Raw genomic sequence first — 20,248 nt, forward strand, 5'->3', positions numbered from 1 at the left:
CCGTGCCCTCTGACGGCCGTTTTTCCCCGCGCGGGCTGGTCACGGCCGCCCTGGTCTGGCTCCTGGTGGGGTTCATCCTCCACCCGGCCCTGTCCACGCTGCTGGTCAGCCTGACCCCGAGGGGGGGCGGGGAACTCGGCCCGGCGCGCTACTTGGCCTTCTTCGCCTCGGTTAACGATCTGTCCGTGCTGTGGAATTCCGTGGTCCTCGGGCTGCTGACCGTGCTGGCCTGCGGGGTGACGGGCACGGCGCTGGCCTTTTTCGTGCATTTCTTCGAGTTCCCTTTGCGCGGGGTGGTGGACAAGATCCTGCTTCTGCCGGTTATGATGCCGGGGATCATCATCGTCTTCGCCTTTGTCCAGCTCTACGGCGAGAGCGGCCTGGTGACCAAGACCGTGGAGGCCTGGCTGGGGCTGCGCTCGGCACCCTGGGACTTCGCCGGGCTACCGGGCATCCTGTTCGTGCACACCTACACCCAGTACGTGTATTTCTATATTGCGGTCTCCCTGGCCATCCGGCACATCGACGGCTCGGTGGTGGAGAGCGCGCGCAGTCTGGGCGCGTCCCGGCTCAAGGTCTTCACCTCGGTCATCCTGCCGTTCCTGACCCCGGCCCTGATCACCTCGGCGGCCGTGACCTTCATGACCGGCATCGGCTCGTTCACCGCGCCGAGCATCATCGGCGGGCCGTACAAGGTCCTGACCACCCAGATACTCCTGGCCAAGGCCAACAACTACATGGGCCTGGCCGCGGTGCAGGTGGTCGTGCTGACGGTCATCTCGCTGATCTTCTTCGCGCTGCTGCGGCGCTACGAGCGGGGGCGCCTGTTCGCGGCCCAGGTCAAGGGCACGCCCATGCGCCCGGTGCCCGTGCGCAACCCGTTCCTGCGGGCGGCCATGTACTCGGCGGCCTGGTTCCTGGTGGCCATGGTCGTCCTGCCGTTCGCGACCATCATCCTGCTCTCCTTCGTGGATTCGGCCTCCTGGATGGTCAGCATCTATCCCGAGCACTTCTTCCTGGACAACTTCGAGGCGGTCTTCACCAGGGCCCGGAAGTTCCGCCCGTTCCTGAACAGCGTGAATATGTCCCTGCTGGCGGCCATGGGCTGCCTGCTGGTGGCCGTGCCCGCCTCATTCATCATCGAGAAGACGCAATCGAAGCTGCGCTGGCTCATCGAGTTCCTGGTCATCCTGCCCTGGGCCATGCCCGCCAGCGCCATCGCCGTGAACCTGATCAACGCCAACAGCACGCCCAACGTCTTCGCCTTCAACGCCATCCTGCTGGGCTCGTACTTCCTGCTGCCGCTCGGCTACTTCATCAAGTCCCTGCCCATAGTGGTCAAGATCGTGCACGTCTCCTTCCAGAACCTGAGCACGACCCTGCTGGAAGCCTCGTCCAGCCTCGGAGCGAGCCGTTTCCAGACCCTGCGGGGCGTGACCCTGCCCATGCTCTCGCCCGGCCTGCTGGCCGGATTCCTGCTGGTCTTCGTCCACAGCGTGGGCGACTACACCATCTCCGCCTTCCTCTACACCGCCTCCAACAAGCCCATGTCCATCGCCATGGTCAACGCCATCTTCGAATACGAGATAGGGCTGTCCATGGCCTACGGCACGCTGCTCCTGGTTCTGACCGGCGCGCTCGGCGCGGTGGTCGGCCTGGTGCGGCGGGATGTCTTCGGGCGGGGGAACGGCTAGGCGCGGGGGTCCACGTAGTAGGTGATGCGGGTCCGGGGGGAGAGGTACTCGAACATGTCCGGGCTGAGCTGGGCCAGGCGGATGGACTTCTCCACGCGCAGGTCCGGCTCGTCGGCCAGGTCCACGATGAGCGCCTCCTTCTTGGGCACGTCCGGGTCGTAGAGCATGACGCTCGGGTTGAGCTGATTTCGGGGGTTCACGGCCATGACCATGCCGACCTCGCCGTTGGACAGCTCCACCACGGTGCCGGGCGGGTACACGCCCAGGCAGCGGATGAACAGGGCGAGCAGCTCCACGTCGAAGAGGTGCTTCTGCTGGCCGAACATGTAGGACAGGGCCAGGTACGGGGTCAGGGAGTCCATGGGGTCGGGCCGGTTGCAGTGGTTGTCGTAGGCGTCGGCGATGGCCACCATGCGCGCCAGCCGGTCGATGCGGTCGGCCTTGAGCCCCTGGGGAAAGCCGGAGCCGTCCATGCGCTCGTGGTGCTGGGCCACCACCAGGGCCGCCCCGCGCGGGAAGACGTCCACGGCCGCCAGCATGGCCGCGCCCTGGACCGGGTGCCGCTCGAGCAGTTCCTGCTCCGGGCGGGTCAGCTCGCCGCGCTTCTTGAGCAGCTTCTTGGGCAGGTGCTCCTTGCCGATGTCGTGGAACAGCGCGCCCAGGCCGAGCACGGTCATCTCCGCCTCGCTCAGGCGCGCCTCCTTGCCCACGATCATGGACAGCACGGCCACGTTCATGGGGTGGGAATAGGTCGATTCGCCCCGGTCCACCACGTTCATCAGGTGCAGGGTGGACTCGCGGTCGCCCAGAAAATAGTCCGTCAGCCGGGCCACGAAATCCGTTGCGGCCGCGGCCGCTTCCGCCCGTCCGGCGACCACGCCCTTGAGGATGTCGTTGAAGGTCTTGATGCAGGTGTTGAAGCGCTTCTCGCACAGGGCGATGCGTTCCTTCTTCTGTTTGAGCCGACGGGCGCGCTCCTTCTTGACCTCCCACAGGTGGTCGATGACCTCGCGCGGCACCGGTTGGGCGGCGGGCGGGGCCGCCTTGTCCGGCTTGTCCGGGGCCGAGGGCAGGACGTCGGATTTCTCGGGAACGCAGAAGACGTGCGTGATGCCCAGGCTTCTGATCAGGGCGATCTGGTCCGCGTCCCTGACCTTGAAGTTGCTGAACAGGAAGGGGTGTTCGAACCAGCCGGTCTTTTCCAGCCGGATGAAGACGCCCGGCCGGAGCTGATCCACCGAAATACGGTATTCGGGCATGTTGCGCTCCGTCATGATGGGCCAACATACAACATCAAAATGTATACGACAACCGTTTAGGATTGAATCAACCAATTTAAACTCTTGATTAATAAAGAATTCATCAAGTTGTTTTTCGTTATCGGGTGCAACGCGTCCGGCCGTGCCCGCAGCGCCTCCCGGCCCCGGCGGCGGCCACCGAAAACCATTGCCAAGCCACGCAAAATGGTTTACTCGTGATTTTCATGGATATGTTTTCCACATTCTTTCATGTTGGAAAAGTTGAATTTAAGGCGGTTTAATTTATGCCGAGGAAGGCAGGTTCCGGGAAGCGATCTCCCGTCGTTTTCTTTGCCCTCATCTTTTTCTGCGTGGCCGCAGCGGGGCTGGTCTATTTCCAGACCGATCTGTTCCGCGCCCGTTCGGCGGAGCGCGGCCTGTCCGGCCTGGTCTCGGTCCGGGGCTCGGTGGGCCTCGAACAGCTGGCCCTGACCGACCAGGAGGTCGGAGTCATCAACCGGACCGTGGAGAAGTACCGCGAAACCTTCCCCAAGGTGGGGCTGGTCATCGACACCGTGGGCCACGTGGACAAGATCACCCCGAAGACCGTCCTGATCTTCGCCGTGGAGCTGCAAACCAACGGCGACCTGGTGGTCAAGTCCTGGAGCCGCAAGGTCCCGCGCGACAACATGGTCCCCCAGTTCGTCGCCTACATGGGCAAGGCCGCCAGCGAATACAAGGAATTCAAGCGGTTCCCCGACGTCAAACAGAACTTCAAGACCCTCTACATCTGATCTCGCCTTTTGATGCGGACGAAAAAGGGCTCCGGACGTTTGTCCGGAGCCTTTCTCATTTGGCGGTCAGGTCGCGCTTCATCTCCTCGAACTGCGCCTTGTCGATCTCCCCGGCGGCATAGCGCCGCTTGAGGATGTCCAGGGGCGTCTCGCCGGACGGCCCCCGGCTGTTTCCGCCGTTGTTCCGACCGGGGCTGCCCCGGAGGAGCAGGGCGACGACGACCACGGCCGCGACGAGGAGAAGGATCATGAACCAGCCTCCGAAGGGCGAGTACATCATGCCGCCGCCCCACGCGTTGGGGCCGCCGCCGTTGTACATGGGCTGCTGTGCGGTCAGTCGGGTGAGGATGTCGGTCATGTCGTCACCTCCGGCGGGCCTACTGGGTGTCGCCGTACCCGGAGCCGGGCCGGTTGCCCTGACGCCACGGTCCGCCCATGCCGCCGGGTCCGCCCATCATCCCCCCGCCCAGCATGCCGCCGTGCATCATGTCCAGGCCGTAGTAGGAGATGCCGCTTTCGCGCAGGTCCACGAGCATGTCCACGCGCATGGCGTAGGCCTTGGCCGAGAGCCTGCCGATCTCGTCGGCCAGGGTCCTGGCCTGGGCACGGTCGATCTTGTCCTGGGCCAGGACCGCGTTCAACTGGGCGCGCTTGGCCCACATCTCGCTGGACAGCTTGGCGAAGTCCTCCTGGTATTTGGCGGAGATGTCCTGATACGCCTTCTGCTGTTCAGGGGTGAGCTGGTAGTTGTTCCAGCCGCCGTAGCCGGGACCGCCGCCGTAGCCGGGACCGCCGCCCATCATGCCGGATCCGGGCCCCATGCCCATCTGGGCGAAGGCTGTGGCCGCGAAGAGCAGCAGGGCCAGTCCGGCAATGGTGATGATGTGATTTCTCATGGCAAAGCCTCCTGTGGTTTCAGAGGCCACAAGCATAGCACGTTTTCGGGCGGGCGGCGTTATTATTTCTTCAAAAGCCGAATTTGCGGCGCAGACGCCGGGGCCAGAAGCAGAAGCCCCCCGCACGGGAAATGCGGAGGGCTTCATTGTCTTCGGATGCGCCTGGGAATGGGGATTACCCCTGCGGCCTGCTGATGCCCACGGTGACGGTCTTGGCCTGGTGGCGGATGGTGTCGATGGGGCGGGTCATTTCTTCGATGGCCTTGTTCAGGATGGTCAGGATGTCGGCGAGGCGCGCCTCGGTGGCGCAGATGGCCTCGGACTGGTTGACCAGCCAGAGCATGTAGTTGGCCAGGCTTGCGGCCACCCGGGCGGGCAGGGCCGAGTCCGTGGCGCCCGAGGCGATGCGCTCCACGCACAGGTTCAGGGCCGTCAGCAGCGCGGCGCGGTCGAAGGTGGCCGTGTTTTCGAGCATCCCGCCGATGAGCACGCGCGCCTTGCGGAAGGGCTCGGCGTGGGAGTCGATGGCCTTGGCCGCGGACACGCCCCACCAGTGGCCCGCCACGGTCTCGAGCACGAAGTCCAGGCCGCCGCCCGCGCGGGGCACCTTGACCGTGGCCTCGGCCACGCGGTCGAAGCGGTCCTCGTCCTCGGCGCAGAACACGATGGGCGAGCCGTTGTGCGCCTTGAAGATGGTCGTCTCCTTGACCGTGTCCGTGACGACCATCTCGGGCAGATCCGAGGCCATGACCAGGGTCAGGGGCTCGGTGGACAGGTCGATGTGCTTCTTGTCCTCGGTGACGTCGCACGGGATGGATTTATAGCACAATTCCGAGAGCTTGATGCGCACTTCCTGGGCCGCGATGCAGTTCGCGCCGTTGCCGACCAGGGCCCAGTAGCGGTGCACCGGGGCGTACTTGCGGGCCACCTCGGCGATCTGCTCCTTGTTTTCCAGGACCTTGTCGATCAGCCCGGGCAGCCCCTCCAAGGCCTCGATCTCCTTGAGGATCGTCCCCTTGTCCAGGGTGCCGAGGATGTCCGCCAGCCAGAGGGACAGGAGCTTGCCCGCCGCGATCTGGGAGTAGAACGCCTTGGTCGAGGCAACGGCCATCTCCACGTCGCGGCCGTTGGAGGTGTAGATGTGCGAGTCCGACTTCTGGACCAGGGGCGAGTTGCGCCGGTTGACGATGCAATTGACCCACGCGCCCCGGTCGCGGCACAGGTCCACCACCCGGTTGGTGTCCGTGGTCGTGCCCGACTGGGAGACCGGGATCAGGAACACGTCGTCCATGCGCTCGTCGCCCATGAAGCCGATGAGTTCGGAGCCGGTGTAGGACTCGATGGACATGCCCGTGTCGGCCAGGGTGCGGCGCAGGAGCTGGGCCACGGCCATGGCGGCCACGGCGGCCGTGCCCTGGCCCACGCAGATGATCCGGCGGATGGGCCGGGTCGCGTCGCGGAACCGCTCCACCAGGGCCGGGCCGCGCCCGAAGCCCTCGGGCAGGAACTCCACCTCGCCGTTTTTCTTGAGATATTTTCCGTGCAGAGTGTTGCGCACCGAGTCCGGGGCCTCGTGGATTTCCTTCTCGATGTAGTGGGCGTACTCGCCCCGGAAGATGTCGCGCGAGAAGATCTCGATCTTCTCCTCGGCCAGCTCCACCGGCCCGCCGTTGTCCAGGTAGCGGGCCACGGGCACGGCGTCGGCCGGGTCGGTGTCGCGCAGGACCACGGACACCCCGCCCTGGCGGTGCACGGCCACCGGGAAGGAGCTGCGGGCCCGGGCGGCCATGCCGTAGGCCTCGCTGGCCACCAGCCAGCCGTCCTGGGTGCGGCCGATGTAGAAGGACTGGCCCGACCCCTTCTGGGCCAGGAACTGGGAGTCGAAATCATTGAGGTTCTGCATGACCACGGCCAGCGACCCCTCGCACCGCCGGAGCACGTTGCGGAAGCGCTCCTCGGCGTCGCCGGTGTCCTCCACGCCCAGGTGGAAAAGCACGGGCAGGATCTTGGCGTCGGTCGAGATGGCGGGCGGGATGTGCGCACCCTTGGACAGGACCGTCTCCTCGACCAGGGTGCGGTAGTTGTCCACGTCGCCGTTGAGCACGAACATGGTCTTTTCGAGCCCGGTGGACATGTCGCCCTCGACCAGGCCGTCGACCGGGTGGCAGTTGGGAACGGAGATGATCCCGTTGGAGGCCCAGCGGGTGTGGGCGATGATGTTCAGGGTTTCCAGCCCCTGGGACATGGTCCACAACAGGTCGTCATGCTTGATGAATTCACGCAGGGCCGCGCCGTTGTCCCCGAGCTGGCCGACCAGCTGGGCGACCTTGTACAAGAAGCGGCAGGCGGTCCGGCCGTCGTTGAGCTTGCGCACCAGGACCTGGCGGGTGTCGGCGTTGCCGATGGAGCTGCGCTCGGCCAGCTCCCGCTTCTGGGCGGCGTCCAGGTCGACCTCGGGGTCCACGCCAGCGGGCAGGACAAAGGCCAGGGCCACGCCCGCCGAGTCGCGGCCGCGCACCTCGAGCTTGTCGATGGACTGCAGGACCTGCTCGGCCCCCCAGGCCAGGAAATGGCGGTCGCGCGCCTCGGGGTTCGCGGCCAGTTCGCCGGGCATGAGCGCCAGGGTCCGGTCCACGTTGACCAGGACCTCGCGCTCGATCTGCCACAGGTAGTCGTCCAGGGCCTCGCGCAGGGACTCCAGCGCATCCGTGCGCGGCCCCTGCTCCAGCTTGACGGCGGCCGCGTTGCGCAGCGCCCGGATGGAGTCCCGGATGCCCGACAACGCCCGCCGCGCTTCGGGATCGCCCACCAGCCGCATATGCAGCCCGAAGGACATGAGGTCGTAAAACCGCCCGGCCAGCTCCGCCAAGGGACCGGCGGCCGAAAGGAGGTCCGGGGTGTCGCGGACGGCGTTGAAGGCGGCGTCGAGCGTCGAGAGCCAGCCGGTGTCCGGCGCGTTCAACCATTTTTTATTGCTGAGAAAACTGGCGATACCACACATGGCGGTCGAATACTCCTGGTGGATGGTTTCGGGAGAGGAGGCGGCGGGGCGGCGCGGGATGCACGGCGCGCCGGGCGTCCTGCATGCGTCCGTTGACGTACTGCACATGGTGGCCCTTGGCAAGGGCGCGGACGGCCCGGAAGGGGGGCGCCGGAAATTCCGATGGCCCTCCCGTTTCGTAGGAAATGGAGCGGGAATATAACCCTGTTCCCGGTGCGCGACGGGCATGGTACGGTCCGGTGAAAGCCATGCCGCCTGGACCGGGACGGACGGCTGGCGGCGTTATTCCAATTGCGATACCCCGTCCTCTTGTGGCATGGTCGTGCCATTGGGCTCGGAGCCTTTTTTTCAACCGGTTTTCCCAAGGAGATGACCCATGGCCAAGAAGATCCTCATTGTTGATGATGAGGTCCACATCAAAATGCTGCTCGAGCAGACGCTCGAGGAGCTTGAGGACGAGTTCGAAGTGGACCTGTTTACCGCCTCGGACGGCGAAGAGGGGCTGGAATTCATCCGGAGCAAGCGCCCCGACCTCGTTTTCCTCGACATCATGATGCCCAAGATGAACGGCTACGAGGTCTGCCGGATCATCAAGGACGACCCCGCCCTGCAGGACGTGAAGATCATCCTGCTCACGGCCAAGGGCCAGGAAGTGGACCGCAAGCAGGGGCTGGAGCTGGGGGCCATGATGTACATGACCAAGCCGTTCGACCCCGACGAAATCCTGCGCGTCTCCAAGGAGCTGCTCGAATTGTAACCCGGCCCGCTTCCGCGCCGATTTTTCCCGCATGACACCGCTAAAAAAATACATACGCCCCGGCGTGTTGCGGAACCTGCTCCGCAAGGCCGCCGAGATGGCCGGGGGAGGCTGCTCCCTGGCCATCAGTTTCGAGGGCGAGGTGGTCATCGTGGAGGGTTCGGCCCCGGCCGCCGCCTTCGGCGAGGACGGGCCGGGACAGATCAGCGTTCCGATCCATTTCGACGAGTCCCATTCGGGCCGGTTGTTCATGCGCCGCGACGAGCCCGACGAGCGGGTGGACTGCGCCCGGCTCCTCGATTTCACGGCCTATTCCATCCAGGAGCTGGTGGACATGGAGCGCGCCCGGCGGTCCATCGCCGAGGAGGCCCTGGCCAAGTACCGCGAGCTGGCCCTGTTCCACCGCTCGGTGCCGAACATCAACACGTCCCTGCACATGCGCGACGTGGTCAACGCGCTCATCGACGAGTGCCGGCTGGAGAACTATCCCGGCGAGCTGGGCATGATCTTCCTGCTGGAGCCCTCGCGCAAGGTCTTCCGCCTGGCCGTGCAGTTCGGCTTTCCCTTCGGCACCTACCTCCAGCCCATGGTGGACAGCGACCTGTTCCACGAGGTGGCCGTTTCCGGCCGGGGCGAGATCGTCAACGACCTGGACAAGGAGGACCGCTGGGACAACGAGTTGCCCGGCCTGGGCTCCATGATCCTCATCCCCATCAACTCGCCCAACCGGTGCGAGGGGCTGCTTATCCTGGCCTCCCGCAAGACCGGGGTCTTCGAGGCCGCCCATCGGCGCAGCCTGTCCACCCTGGCCTCCGTGGCGGGCATCTCGGTGTCCAACGCCTTCAACTTCGAGGGCGTCCAGAAGCTCATGAGCGCCATCCTCCAGGCCCTGGCCGAGGCCATCGACGCGCGGGACCCGTACACGGCGGGTCATTCCGAGCGCGTGGCCCATCTGGCCGTGGCCTTCGCCCACGCCCTGAACGAGGCCGGAGGCTACCGGGGCGGGCAGTTCAACGACGACGAGTTGCGCGAGATCTACTACGCGGGCATCCTGCACGACGTGGGCAAGATCGGCATCAAGGAGGACGTCCTGACCAAGCGCACCCGGCTGCCCGAGCGGCGCATGGACGTGGTCCGGGCGCGGTTCCAGCTCCTGGGCCAGTTCGACGACTTCGACTGGGGCCGGGCCTACGAGTGCCTGTGCAACGTGAACAGGGCCATGGTCCCGGAGGCCGCCGACCTGGAGTACGTCCGCAAGCTGGGCACCAGGGTCATGCGCCGCAATGGGGCCGACCTGCGCTACCTCTACGACGACGAGCTGGAAAATCTGCTCCTGGCCTACGGCAACCTGACCAGGGACGAGCGCCGGGAGATCCAGCGCCACCCGGCCGAAAGCGAGCGCATCCTCCAGCACATCCCCATGCAGGACGACTTCAGTCACCTTCTGACCATCATCCGCCAGCACCATGAGCGCATGGACGGCTCGGGCTATCCCGACGGGATCAAGGGCGAGGAAATCCTGCTCCAGAGCCGCCTGATGGCCATTGTGGACATCTACGATGCGGTCACCCAGGAGCGCCACTACAAGCCCGCCTACACCCGCAGCGAGGCCATGAAGATCCTCCAGAAAGAGGTGGACGAGGGCAAGCTGGACGCGGAACTGACGGCATTCTTCCTGAAGAACATCGAGAACATCGAGTCCCTCTCCGAACAGGTCAAGGTGACCAGGGCCACGCACCTGTCGGCCCTGGGCAACCTGGCCAATCTCTGACCCGTCAATCGGCGGATGTTCAGCGCACCGGGCGCTCGGCGATGACCGGCAGGGGCAGCTGCCCCTGGGCGAACAGGGCCTTGCAGAAGAGCGGCAGGTCCAGCTGCCACTTGCGGCGCAGCTCGGTCAATTCGTGCAGGCCGAGGATGGGCATGGTCCGGTGGCCCGGCGCGGTGCGGATGAGCCGCACTTCGGCCAGTCCCTCCTCGTGGGAGAACCCGGCCCGTTCCAGGATGTCCATGCAGTGGTCCTGATCCAGGCCGCCCACGGCCAGCTCGGTGTCGATGCGGGCCAGGGCCGCCCGCCTGAGACCGCGCGCGTGGCGGACCAGCCGGTCCAGATCGGTTTCCAGATAGCCCAGCTCGTCCAGGAGATGCTCGGAGAAGGCCAGCCAGCCCGCCATGAACACGGGGTTGGTGGACTGGCGGAGCCACGGGTCGTCCAGGGCGCGGCGCTGGGAGTCCAGCAGGTGGCGGCCGGGATAGGTCTGGGCCGCGGCCAGGAAGGGAAATTCGCGGCGCATGCGGGCCAGGTGGGCCGGGGTGTCGCGGAAGCGGTTGCCGGAAAATATCTGCGGGTTGACGTAGCAGCGGGACGGCTCGTTCTCCCAGGCCCCGAGCACGGGGTCGTGGTGGATGGGCCGCAGGGTGGAGGCCATGTGCCGGGGCTGGGGGTCGATGCGCAGGCCCGAGTCCGCGAACACGCCCGCCAGGGGGCCTTCCAGGACAAAGGCGCGCAGCCGGTGAATCTCGCGGATGATCAGGTCCAGGGGGGCCAGGCCGTCGGTGGGCGGCCCCTCGTAGCCCTCGTACAGCTCGCGCCAGGACCCGCCGCCGATCTCGGATTCGAGGCGATGCAGCGAGGTCAGCCGGGCCTCGTACTCGGCCTCGGCCAGGTCGCGCAGCTCCTCCACGGACCGGGTGGTCCCCAGGACGCGCTCGGCCGTGTAGCGGAAATCCGGGCCGTCCGGGTCCGGAATTTCCGGCCGGGAGGTGACGAAGCGGTCGTACTCGCGCAGGGCCGTCAGGACGTCGGCCAGGAAGCGGGGGGCCTTGCCCGTCCGGCCCAGCTCCTGCCCGCCCAGCTCGGTCAGGTAGCGGGCGCACTCGCGGATCATGGTCTGGGAGGCGGCCCGGCTGGCCGTGCTGGCGGCCTCGATGTTCTCGGTGGCGTGGGTCAGCAGGGCGGGGATGGCCTTGAGGCGGCTGATGAACCGCTTCTGCCGGGCGCGCTCGTTTTTGGCGGGCAGGTCGGCGGCCTGCTCCAGGCCGGTGAAGGCCACCTGGAGATACAGCTCCGGGGCGTGTTCCCAGGCGCGGCTGCCGTCCAGCTCGGCGATGACCCCGCTGGCGTTCATGGCCAGCGCCCTGGCCCTGGCCTCGTCCATCGGGTCCGAGGCCTTGTCCGCCTCGGCCAGAAAATTCTTGCGGAAGGTCTCCAGGGCGGCCACGTGGCTGCGGATGGACCGGCCCGAGAGGTCGTCCAGCCGGTCCAGCCACTTGGAGACGTCGGTCACGGGCGGCATGAGCGGGAAGGCGCCCGAGGCGCACATGACCGGATAGTGCTTGGCCAGATAGGCGAAGAACTTCTTGGCTACAGCGGATTTCATGGTGTTCTTTGCCTCGGCGGAGCGGGCTAGTCTGCCTGGGCTTCAAGCAGTTTCAGGGCCCTGGGAGCGAGTTCGCCCAGTTCGGCCTTGGATATCTGGGCGTCCGCGCCCACGGCGATGCCCTTGTGATGCAGGGTCGCGGTGATGATGGAGGAGCAGAGGATGACCGGCAGGTGCCTGAGGTCGGTGTCCTCCTTGATGCGCCGGGTCAGGGAGTGGCCGTCCATGGAGGGCATCTCGATGTCGGTGACCACCAGGTTGACGTAGTGGGCCAGGGGCATACCCTCGGCCCGGGACCGGGCCTTGGCCTTGAGCAGGTATTGCAGGGCCAGCTCGCCGTTTTCCTCGGCGTGGACCTTGAACCCGGCCGTGGTCAGGATGTTGGCGATCATCTTGCGCGCCATGGTCGAGTCATCGGCCAGGAGAACCCGGTAGTTCCTGTGGGCGACGGTCTCGCGGACCGCTTCCGCCGGTTCCAGGTCAGGCTCGACGCCGGGGTTCAGGTCCATGCAGATCTTTTCCATGTCCAGGATGAAGGTGATCCGTCCGGCGATCTTGACCACGCCGGTGATGGAGTTGACCGTCAGGGAGGAAACGTAGTTGTTCGGGGCCTCCACCTCCTGCCAGCCGATGCGGTGGATGCGGGTCACGCCCGAGACCAGGAAGGCGCTCTTGGTCCGGTTGAACTCGGTGACGATGACCTTGGGCGGCTCCTTTTCGGTGCGCTTCTTGCGCAGCCATCCGGCCAGGTCGATGAGGGGAATGATCTCGCTGCGCAGGTTGAAGGCGCCGAGCACGGCCGGGTGCGAGGCCTCGGGCATCTCGGTCAGCTCGGGCATCTGGATGATCTCCAGGACCTTGGCCACGTTGATGCCGTAATAGCCCCGGTAGTCGCCGCCCGGACGGGATTCGTCGAGGTAGAATTCGACGATCTCGAGTTCGTTGGTGCCCGACTCCAGCAGGATCTTGGTTTCGCTCATGAACTGGTCTCTCCACGGACCGCTACAGGCCCGACGGTATCGTGACCTTGAACATATACAAGGGGTTTGCCGGGCGCAACCCCGGACATGCGGCAAAATGCGGCCGGATGCCCGCTATCCCTCGCCAATGCCGTATTTTTTGATCTTGTAGTGGATGGCCCGGCGGCTGATGCCCAACCGGTCGGCGGCGTCCTTCTTGACCCCATTCGCGGCCTCCAGGGCGCGGACGATGGTCTCGCGCTCGTTGTCCTCCAGGGACAGGCTGGAGCCGGTCGCGGCCGGGGACCCCTCGGGCGGGGCCTCCAACTGGAGGTCGCCGGGCTCGATGACCTCGCCGGGGCAGAAGACCAGGGCCGCCTCCAGGGCGTTCTCCAGCTCCCGGACGTTGCCGGGCCAGGGGTGCGCCTCGATCAGCCGCATGGCCTCGGGGCTGATGCGGACGCGGGGCCTCCCCTGGCGGGCGCAGAGCCGGTCGAGGAGCCCGTCCACCAGGGCCGGAAGGTCCTCTCGCCGCTCGCGCAGGGGGGGGATGGTCAGGGTGACCACCTTGAGGCGGTAGTAGAGGTCCTCGCGGAAGGTCCCGTCCGCGACCATTCCGGGCAGGTCCGCGTTGGTGGCGGCCACGACCCGGCAGGACACGGCCCGCTCGCGGGTGTCGCCCACCCGGCGGATGGTCCCCTCCTGGAGGAAGCGCAGCAGCCGGGCCTGCATGTCCGGGGAGATGTTGCCTATCTCGTCCAGGAACAGGGTCCCGCCGTCGGCCTCCTCGATGAGCCCCTTCTTGTCCTTGACCGCGTGGGTGAAGGACCCCTTGAGGTGGCCGAAGAGTTCGCTTTCGAGCAGGGTGGGCTGGGTGGAGCCGCAGTCCACCACCACGAAGGGGCCGCCGGAGCGAGGGCTCTCCTCGTGCAGGATACGCGCGGCCATCTCCTTGCCCGTGCCCGACTCGCCGAAGAGCAGGACCGTGGCCGTGGACCGGGCCACCCGTTCCAGGCGTTCCAGGAAGCGGGCCATGGCCGGGGCCTCGCCCCCGATCAGGCCGCGCGGGCCGGCGGATTTCGCGGCCGGGGCGGTCGGGGCGGTCGGCGTCGCGGGCTTTGCGGCCGGCGCGGGGGCGGCGGCTCCGGGGAGGACCGTTTCGCCTCGCGCCTCAAGCCGGGTGCGCACCCGGCGGACCAGTTCCTTGCCGTCGAAGGGCTTGGTCAGGTAGTCCACGGCCCCGGCCTGGATGGAGCCCACGGCGTCCGGGATGGTCCCGTGGGCCGTGAGCATGATGACCGGGATGTGCGGCCAGTGCTCCATGACCTCGCGGAGCAGGCCCCCGCCGCCCATGCCGGGCATCTTCACGTCGGAGATGATCAGGTCCACGGACTCGTCGGCCAGCATCTCGAGCGCGGTTTCGGCCCGGTCGGCCAGCAGCGGGCTCAACCCCGCCGAGAGCAGGCGCGCCTCGAGCACCTGCAGGATGTTCTCGTCGTCGTCCACCACCAGGATGGTCGGAATGTCCGGTTTCGTCATGGTCCGTCCTCGTCAGGAAATGGCGGGCAGGGTGAAGCGGAAGGTCGCGCCCCGGCCCGGTTCGCTCTCGACCCAGATGCGCCCGTCGTGGGCCAGGACAATGCGCCGGGCGATGGCCAGGCCCAGCCCGGCCCCGTCGATGCTGTCCCGCACGCCGGGCTCGCGGTAGTACTTGAGAAAGATGCGCTCCTGCTCGTCCACGGGGATGCCCGGCCCGTCGTCGGCCACGCTGAACAGGACCTCCCGGCCGCTGCGCTCGGCGATCAGCCGGACCGTGCCCCCGCGCTCCGAGAACTTGACGCCGTTGCCCGCCAGGTTGGTCAGCACCTGTCGGACGTGCGCGGGGTCGGCCCGCACGGCCAGCCCCGGCTCAACCTCGGATTCCAGGGTCACCGAGGCGGCGCGGGCCGTGGGCACGAGCCGCTCCACGGTGGACTCGACGAGCCCGGCCACGTCCACGCGCTCCGGGTTCAGGTGCAGTTCCTCGGCCTCCATGCGCGAGACCGAGAGCAGCCGGGTGAGCAGGTCGGAGAGGCGCTCGGACTCCTGCCCGGCGATGTCCAGGAACCGCTTTTGCTTTTCGTTGACCTCGCCGAAGGTCCCGGAGCCGACGAGGTCCACGGCCTCGCGCACCGAGGTCAGGGGGGTGCGGATCTCGTGGGAGAGCATGGCCACGAAGTCGGCGCGCATGCGCTCCTCGCGGCGCAGGCGGGCGGCCATGGCGTTGAAGGCCAGGGCCAGTTCGCCCAGCTCGTCGCGCGACAGGATGCGCACGTCCCTGGGGGTGGCCCCGGTGCCCAGGTCGCGGATGCCCCGGCGGACCTCGCTCAGGGAGCGGTTCAGGGTCCAGGCCAGGAGCAGGCTGCCGCCCACGCCCACGACCAGGCAGAAGATCAGTCCGTACATGCCCACGTCCGCGGCGTGGCGGCCCGCGTCGCGGAGCAGGGTCAGGCGCGACTCCATGTCGGCCTGGTTGTCCAGCAGGGACTGTTCCAGGATGTCGGTCCAGTCGCGGACGGTCGCGTCCGGGGCCAGGTTGTCGCCCGGCGAGTTGGCCGGGTCCAGGGTGATCTGGTACTCGGCGGTCAGGTCCTTCCACTCGTCGGCGTAGCGCGGATGCTTTTTGATGGTCTCGTTGAGGATTTCGCCGAACCGGGTCAGGTCCTCGACGATGAAGCCCACGGCGGCCTGGTCGCCGCCCAGGATGCGGTAGCGCCGGATGTTGTTCTGGACGTTGTAGAGGCGTTCGAGCATGCGCTGGATGGCCGAGTCCAGGTCGTGGTTCTCGGTGACCATGCGGCTGGCGATGTCGGCGTCGCTGCGCACCTGGTGGAAGAGGTAGGCCGAGGTGGCGAAAAAGACCGCGATCAGGGCGCAGGCCCAGATGGTCAGCTTGGTGGCGATGTTCAGGTGGCGGGCCTCGGGCATGGCATGACTCTTAATGCATTCTCCGGGGCAGGGCAAACAGGGAAGGAGGGCGTCCTCCTCGCAAAAGAACCGGAAAACCGCTGCAAGGCTCCCGCCAACCGCGCCGCGGGCGCATGCATGGCACGCAGGGGTGGGAACCCTTGCCCGCCAGAGGCGAAATCATCCGACATCGCCGCGCAGCGGCATGCAAACGTGCTTTCCCCTGTCGCCGGACAACAGCGCGGTCTCCCAAAAAAATCCCGCCCGTCACGCCGGGGGGCGCGGCGGGCAGGCCGGTCTGTCCGGGGCGGCTGGATCAGCCCCGGATCGAGAAGACGTCGTAAGTCTTGTCGTGGTCGAGGGAGCCGCAGGTGATGTTCTTCTTGTCCACGATGGGGGCCTCGTTCTTGAGGTGTTCGCGGAAAGCGGCGAACTTCTCGGCGTCTCCCTGGATCAGGATTTCGGCCTTGTGGTCGGCGATGTTGCGGACCCAGCCCTTCAGTCCGAGCTGCTGGGCCAAGTCCTGGACCCATGACTGAAAATTGCCGCCCGTGACCTTGCCTTCAACGACACAAGTGTAACTCAGCATGATGAACCTCCGATTTCGTGTTTCCGCTCACAAATAATATATAGGGCAAAACCGATGAAGTGAAAAGGGGACCGGGGCAGAAATTGGCCTCCTTTACGGTTGCCTGGGCAGGCGGTCTGGTGTATGGTCTTGTCCTGCTCTGAGCGCTTCGCATTCGTGAAGCGGAGGAATTCCCCCATGCGCGCGTTGTTTTTTCTCGTCGCCTTCATCGCGATGATCGTCTTTTCCGCCCCGGTCTGGGCTTCGTTGCCCTATTACAATGCCGACATGGGCTACACAATCTGGCTGCCCAAAAGTTGGACCGAGGCCACGCCGGATTCGCTGGACGCCTTCGAGCGGACCTGCGGGACCAGTCCGGTGCAGGGCGCGGCCCCCGACTGGCGGGCGGGCTACGTTGATCCGCACGGCGGACGGGCGTGCCGGCTGCTGGTGGAGGTCAAGCCCGGCCGTCGGATGCTCGACGCCGACATCTCCAATTTCAACCGGTTCCTGGTCCGTTCCCTGACCCGTTCCCTGCGCGAGCGGGTCCGGCTGCCGGGCGACCCGGTGACGGTCTTCAAGGGCGCGGACTATTTCCCGGACAAGAAGACCCTGCGCATCGAGACCGAGGTGGCCGGGAACGGCACGACCGTGGTCAGCCTGGCCTACATCGTCTACACCCGCAAGGGCATGCTGGCCTTCACGGCCTTCGTGGACCCGGCGGACCGGGAGGCCCGGCAGACAGTGGACAAGGCCGTGCTCTCGCTCTACCTGGACGACCGGTTGCGCTACTGACCGGCCCTTTGGCCGGACCGTTGACTGGCCGCACCGGGCCGGATACCATCGGGCCGATGGGAACGGATGGTTCCCGGTGCGCACTTTTGGGTGCGCACGCATTGCGCGGGCAGGGTCGGCTATGCGGAATCATTGGATTTTCTGCGCGGCACGTCCTTTGCTTCGAGCAGGTCAGGAGGCCCGAGTGAAGAAGATCCTATTGGCAACAGTCCTCACTCTCGTGATGCTCTCTCCGGCATGGGCGGCGGATGTCCGCTTCCCGCCGGGTTCTTGGCTCGTGGCCTCCAAACAGGAAGACGGCCGCAACGGCAACGCGAAGAGTCGGCAGGAGGAGGAGAAGAAACCGTCCACGGTCATCATCAAGGGCAAGGGCGGCAAGGTCACCGGCGTGGAGCAGGACCCGCAGCAGCGTCCGTCCAAGAAGCGCTGAGTCCCCCCCGGACCACGCAAAAAGCCCCCGGAACCGCCTGGTTCCGGGGGCTTTTTGCGCGCCGCGGGGGCGGGCTACTGGGCTGTGCCGCAGGCCGGGATCTGGGGGTCGGCGCCGCTCTCCATGAGCTTGGTCCGATACTCCTTGACCTCGTCCAGGGAGTTCCAGCCCTCGTACATCTCCATCCAGCCGTCGAAGTCCATGTATCCCTCGTCCAGGTGCGGCTCGTGCATCTTCAGCCAGACGTTGAAGAGGTACATCTCCACCTTGAACTTGGCGTCGTCGAAGACCTGGGGCAGGACCGTGGGTTCGTACTTCTCGCCGTCCAGGCGCGCGGCCACGAAGGAGCAGACGTTGTCCTGGGAGCGCTTGTAGTCCAGGGGGGCGTCGTTGACCAGGTCCGCGAAGCGGTGCAGGACCGGGTGGCTCTTCTCGATCTCGAGCATGCGCTCCTCGGGGATCTCGATGCGCAACTGGCCGTCCTTCTCGACCGCGAAGTAGAACCGGATCCACTGGTCGAACTGGAAGATTTCAACGGCATCCCTGATGGCATTCTTCACGCTGACGCTTCTGAGCATGGCATTTCCCTCTGGTGGTTTGCTTGGAGTCGGGAATATGGACATCATACCGTTTCGAGTCAAGGGGAAATCGGGCGCGACGGGGGTAGACAAAGCGGAGGCAGTTGTTATATGAAGTGCGGCTCGCAAGACAGAAAAGCCCGCACCGGGCCGTAATATCAAGGAGACAGACATGGCACGCCACAAGAAGCACGAACGCATGAAGGAATTGGACCGCAAGCGTCATCGCCGCCAGAAGGCCATCAAGGCCCGCATCCGGGAAGCCAAGGCAGAAGCCAAGGCCTAACCGGCCGCGCACGTGCGCCGCGCGTCGGCGCACGGATTTTCGCCGGGCCGCACCTTGGGTGCGGCTCCGGGGTTCACCCGCGCCCCGCATGAGGCGCAACAACATTCGCCTTTGCCGTCGAAGGAACGTTTTCAGTCATGCCCATCTACGAGTATCAATGCCAATCCTGCCACGCCGTTTTCGAGGAGTGGCAGTCCGGATTCGAGGAACACGAAATGCGCTGCCCGGAGTGCGGCGGCGAATCCAAGAAGCTTATTTCCCACTCTTCCTTCCACCTGAAGGGGGGCGGCTGGTTCGCCGACGGCTATGGCGGACACAGCGCCGGGAACAAGCCCGGCGAAGCGCAGGCGCCCTCGGACAACGCGGGCTCCGAATCCAAGGCCAAGCCCGAGAAGGCTCCGGCCTGCCCCGCCAAGGCGGACACGTCCAGCGCGGGTTCCGCGTCCTAGGCACGCGTCAAAGGCAGCATCACGCTGCCTTTTTTTATGGGCTCGCGGCCCTTGAGTTTTTGCGCCGCCGTTGCCATAGTATGCCGTTCGCGCGGCCGAGCACCCTAACACGGAGAGAACAAGACGATGCTTGAACGGTATTCCCGTCCCGAGATGCGGGCGTTGTGGACCCTGGAAAACAAGTTCCGGGTCTGGCTGGAAGTGGAATTGGCTGTGGTCCGGGCCTGGACCGCCATGGGCAGGGTCCCGCAGGCCGCCTGCGACGAGATTCATGAGAAGGCCGACTTCGACGTGGACCGCATCCTGGAGATCGAGGAGACCACCAAGCACGACGTCATCGCCTTCCTGTCTGCCGTGGAGGAGAAGGTCGGACCGAGTTCCCGCTTCATCCACCTGGGCTGCACCTCCTCGGACATCGTGGACACGGCCAACGGACTGCTCCTGACCCGGGCGGGCGACATCATCAGTCAGGGCATCGACCGCATGCTCGAGGTCCTCAAGGGGCTGGCCTACAAGCACAAGGGGCTGCTGTGCATGGGCCGGACCCACGGCATCCACGCCGAGCCGACCACCTACGGCCTGAAGTTCACCGGGTTCTACGCCGAGTTCACCCGCCACAAGGCGCGCTTCGACGCGGCCCGCGAGAACATCCGCGTGGGCAAGCTGTCCGGCGCGGTGGGCACCTTCGCCCACTCCGGGCCCGAACTGGAGGAGCGCACCTGCGCCTTCCTCGGCCTGACCCCGGACCCGCACTCCACCCAGATCGTGCAGCGCGACCGCTACGCCCAGTTTTTCACCGCCCTGGCCATGCTGGCCGGGGGCATCGAACGGATCGGCCTGGAGCTCAGGCACCTGCAGCGCACCGAGGTCTCCGAGGTGGAGGAGGGGTTCACCAAGGGCCAGAAGGGCTCCTCGGCCATGCCCCACAAGAAGAACCCCATCTCGGCCGAAAACCTCTGCGGCCTGTCCAGGGTCATCCGCTCCAACTCCCTGGCGGCCATGGAGAACCAGGCCCTGTGGCACGAGCGCGACATCTCCCACTCCTCGGTGGAGCGGGTCATCATGCCGGACTCCACCGCGCTCATGGACTACATGCTCCACCGCATGGCGGGCGTGCTTGAGCGGCTGGTGGTCAAGGAGGACGTCATCGAGCGCAACCTGCTGAGTTCCTTCGGCCTGTTCTACTCCCAGCGGGTTTTGAACAAGCTCATCGACACCGGGCTCAAGCGCCAGGAGGCCTACGAGATGGTCCAGAAGGTGGCCATGCGCTGCTGGGAGAACCGCGTCCAGTTCGAGGACGAGATCCGTAACGACCCGGAAGTGCACAAACATCTCGATTCTAACGAACTTGACGAAGCTTTTGACCCTTCGTATTACAAACGGTATGAGGACGTGATCTTCGAGCGCGTCTTCCAAGGAAAATAGGATGACCGGACCCGGATCGCGGTCTTCATGATCCGGGGAACGGCAGCGGGGC

18 protein-coding genes are annotated in these 20,248 nt (G+C 66.1%); 8 read left to right on the plus strand and 10 right to left on the minus strand.

From position 1 onward, the window contains the following. The first annotated feature begins 2 nt into the window (after window positions 1-2). Window positions 3-1,694, plus strand: a complete 1,692-nt coding sequence (locus DND132_RS14935) for an ABC transporter permease (RefSeq protein ID WP_014323592.1) — start codon at window positions 3-5, stop codon at window positions 1,692-1,694. Here DND132_RS14935 and DND132_RS14940 read toward each other — a convergent pair. Further along, complete coding sequence (locus tag DND132_RS14940; RefSeq protein WP_014323593.1) at window positions 1,691-2,953, minus strand: cyclic di-GMP phosphodiesterase; 1,263 nt, start codon at window positions 2,951-2,953, stop codon at window positions 1,691-1,693. The two genes, DND132_RS14935 and DND132_RS14940, sit on opposite strands and share 4 nt — an antisense overlap. 350 nt (window positions 2,954-3,303) lie before the next feature. Between DND132_RS14940 and DND132_RS14945 the strand changes: the two genes are divergently transcribed. After that, a complete protein-coding gene (locus tag DND132_RS14945) occupies window positions 3,304-3,726 on the plus strand; it encodes a hypothetical protein (RefSeq protein WP_148267009.1) in 423 nt (140 codons plus the stop codon). Between the two features lie 55 nt (window positions 3,727-3,781). Here DND132_RS14945 and DND132_RS14950 read toward each other — a convergent pair whose 3' ends face one another. The 3 genes from DND132_RS14950 to DND132_RS14960 form a co-directional block, all read right to left on the minus strand. Further along, a complete protein-coding gene (locus DND132_RS14950) occupies window positions 3,782-4,084 on the minus strand; it encodes an SHOCT domain-containing protein (RefSeq protein ID WP_014323595.1) in 303 nt (100 codons plus the stop codon). A gap of 19 nt (window positions 4,085-4,103) precedes the next feature. Beyond that, window positions 4,104-4,622, minus strand: coding sequence for a periplasmic heavy metal sensor (locus DND132_RS14955; RefSeq protein WP_014323596.1), 519 nt, complete (start codon window positions 4,620-4,622; stop codon window positions 4,104-4,106). 175 nt (window positions 4,623-4,797) lie between these two features. Beyond that, window positions 4,798-7,623, minus strand: coding sequence for an SIS domain-containing protein (locus tag DND132_RS14960; RefSeq protein ID WP_014323597.1), 2,826 nt, complete (start codon window positions 7,621-7,623; stop codon window positions 4,798-4,800). A 376-nt stretch (window positions 7,624-7,999) separates the two neighbouring features. Between DND132_RS14960 and DND132_RS14965 the strand changes: the two genes are divergently transcribed. Then, entirely contained in the window at window positions 8,000-8,380 is a 381-nt protein-coding gene (locus DND132_RS14965; protein WP_014323598.1) for a response regulator transcription factor, read from the plus strand. A gap of 31 nt (window positions 8,381-8,411) precedes the next feature. Continuing rightward, window positions 8,412-10,151: an HD-GYP domain-containing protein gene (locus tag DND132_RS14970; RefSeq protein ID WP_014323599.1), complete on the plus strand. Its 1,740-nt coding sequence runs from the start codon at window positions 8,412-8,414 to the stop codon at window positions 10,149-10,151. Window positions 10,152-10,170: 19 nt separating this feature from the next. Here DND132_RS14970 and DND132_RS14975 read toward each other — a convergent pair whose 3' ends face one another. From DND132_RS14975 to DND132_RS14995, 5 genes are all read right to left on the minus strand, one after another. Beyond that, a complete protein-coding gene (locus DND132_RS14975) occupies window positions 10,171-11,760 on the minus strand; it encodes a DUF885 family protein (RefSeq protein WP_014323600.1) in 1,590 nt (529 codons plus the stop codon). Window positions 11,761-11,786: 26 nt separating this feature from the next. Next, a complete protein-coding gene (locus DND132_RS14980; protein WP_014323601.1) occupies window positions 11,787-12,740 on the minus strand; it encodes a chemotaxis protein in 954 nt (317 codons plus the stop codon). A 114-nt stretch (window positions 12,741-12,854) separates the two neighbouring features. After that, window positions 12,855-14,258 (minus strand): sigma-54-dependent transcriptional regulator, encoded by a 1,404-nt coding sequence (locus DND132_RS14985; RefSeq protein ID WP_014323602.1) that lies wholly within the window; start codon window positions 14,256-14,258, stop codon window positions 12,855-12,857. 12 nt (window positions 14,259-14,270) lie between these two features. After that, window positions 14,271-15,686: a HAMP domain-containing sensor histidine kinase gene (locus tag DND132_RS14990; protein WP_014323603.1), complete on the minus strand. Its 1,416-nt coding sequence runs from the start codon at window positions 15,684-15,686 to the stop codon at window positions 14,271-14,273. Between the two features lie 295 nt (window positions 15,687-15,981). Further along, window positions 15,982-16,254 carry an acylphosphatase gene (locus DND132_RS14995; protein WP_014323604.1) on the minus strand — a complete coding sequence of 91 codons (273 nt, stop codon included), beginning with the start codon at window positions 16,252-16,254 and terminating at the stop codon, window positions 15,982-15,984. A gap of 177 nt (window positions 16,255-16,431) precedes the next feature. Between DND132_RS14995 and DND132_RS15000 the strand changes: the two genes are divergently transcribed. After that, entirely contained in the window at window positions 16,432-17,028 is a 597-nt protein-coding gene (locus DND132_RS15000; protein WP_014323605.1) for a hypothetical protein, read from the plus strand. A 184-nt stretch (window positions 17,029-17,212) separates the two neighbouring features. Continuing rightward, window positions 17,213-17,458 carry a hypothetical protein gene (locus DND132_RS18375; RefSeq protein ID WP_014323606.1) on the plus strand — a complete coding sequence of 82 codons (246 nt, stop codon included), beginning with the start codon at window positions 17,213-17,215 and terminating at the stop codon, window positions 17,456-17,458. Between the two features lie 74 nt (window positions 17,459-17,532). On the opposite strand, the gene DND132_RS15005 is transcribed toward DND132_RS18375, so the two are convergent. Then, window positions 17,533-18,036, minus strand: coding sequence for a hypothetical protein (locus DND132_RS15005; RefSeq protein WP_014323607.1), 504 nt, complete (start codon window positions 18,034-18,036; stop codon window positions 17,533-17,535). 423 nt (window positions 18,037-18,459) lie between these two features. Here DND132_RS15005 and DND132_RS15010 point away from each other — a divergent pair, with 423 nt between their 5' ends. Together DND132_RS15010 and purB are read left to right on the plus strand one after the other, a co-directional pair. Then, window positions 18,460-18,771, plus strand: coding sequence for an FmdB family zinc ribbon protein (locus tag DND132_RS15010; protein ID WP_014323609.1), 312 nt, complete (start codon window positions 18,460-18,462; stop codon window positions 18,769-18,771). Window positions 18,772-18,897: 126 nt separating this feature from the next. Then, complete coding sequence (gene purB / locus DND132_RS15015; protein WP_014323610.1) at window positions 18,898-20,196, plus strand: adenylosuccinate lyase; 1,299 nt, start codon at window positions 18,898-18,900, stop codon at window positions 20,194-20,196. Window positions 20,197-20,248 lie beyond the last annotated feature (52 nt).

The sequence above is a fragment of the Pseudodesulfovibrio mercurii genome, assembly GCF_000189295.2.
Lineage (GTDB): Bacteria > Desulfobacterota > Desulfovibrionia > Desulfovibrionales > Desulfovibrionaceae > Pseudodesulfovibrio > Pseudodesulfovibrio mercurii.

Coding starts and splice junctions, on each gene's coding strand:
- DND132_RS14995 (WP_014323604.1), bottom strand. CDS start 16,254: ATGCTGAGTTACACTTGTGTCGTTGAAGGCAAGGTCACGGGCGGCAAT.
- DND132_RS14970 (WP_014323599.1), top strand. CDS start 8,412: ATGACACCGCTAAAAAAATACATACGCCCCGGCGTGTTGCGGAACCTG.
- DND132_RS14955 (WP_014323596.1), bottom strand. CDS start 4,622: ATGAGAAATCACATCATCACCATTGCCGGACTGGCCCTGCTGCTCTTC.
- DND132_RS14965 (WP_014323598.1), top strand. CDS start 8,000: ATGGCCAAGAAGATCCTCATTGTTGATGATGAGGTCCACATCAAAATG.
- DND132_RS15005 (WP_014323607.1), bottom strand. CDS start 18,036: ATGCTCAGAAGCGTCAGCGTGAAGAATGCCATCAGGGATGCCGTTGAA.
- DND132_RS14940 (WP_014323593.1), bottom strand. CDS start 2,953: ATGCCCGAATACCGTATTTCGGTGGATCAGCTCCGGCCGGGCGTCTTC.
- DND132_RS15000 (WP_014323605.1), top strand. CDS start 16,432: ATGCGCGCGTTGTTTTTTCTCGTCGCCTTCATCGCGATGATCGTCTTT.
- DND132_RS14980 (WP_014323601.1), bottom strand. CDS start 12,740: ATGAGCGAAACCAAGATCCTGCTGGAGTCGGGCACCAACGAACTCGAG.
- DND132_RS15010 (WP_014323609.1), top strand. CDS start 18,460: ATGCCCATCTACGAGTATCAATGCCAATCCTGCCACGCCGTTTTCGAG.
- DND132_RS14960 (WP_014323597.1), bottom strand. CDS start 7,623: ATGTGTGGTATCGCCAGTTTTCTCAGCAATAAAAAATGGTTGAACGCG.
- DND132_RS14975 (WP_014323600.1), bottom strand. CDS start 11,760: ATGAAATCCGCTGTAGCCAAGAAGTTCTTCGCCTATCTGGCCAAGCAC.
- DND132_RS14985 (WP_014323602.1), bottom strand. CDS start 14,258: ATGACGAAACCGGACATTCCGACCATCCTGGTGGTGGACGACGACGAG.
- purB (WP_014323610.1), top strand. CDS start 18,898: ATGCTTGAACGGTATTCCCGTCCCGAGATGCGGGCGTTGTGGACCCTG.
- DND132_RS14990 (WP_014323603.1), bottom strand. CDS start 15,686: ATGCCCGAGGCCCGCCACCTGAACATCGCCACCAAGCTGACCATCTGG.
- DND132_RS14950 (WP_014323595.1), bottom strand. CDS start 4,084: ATGACCGACATCCTCACCCGACTGACCGCACAGCAGCCCATGTACAAC.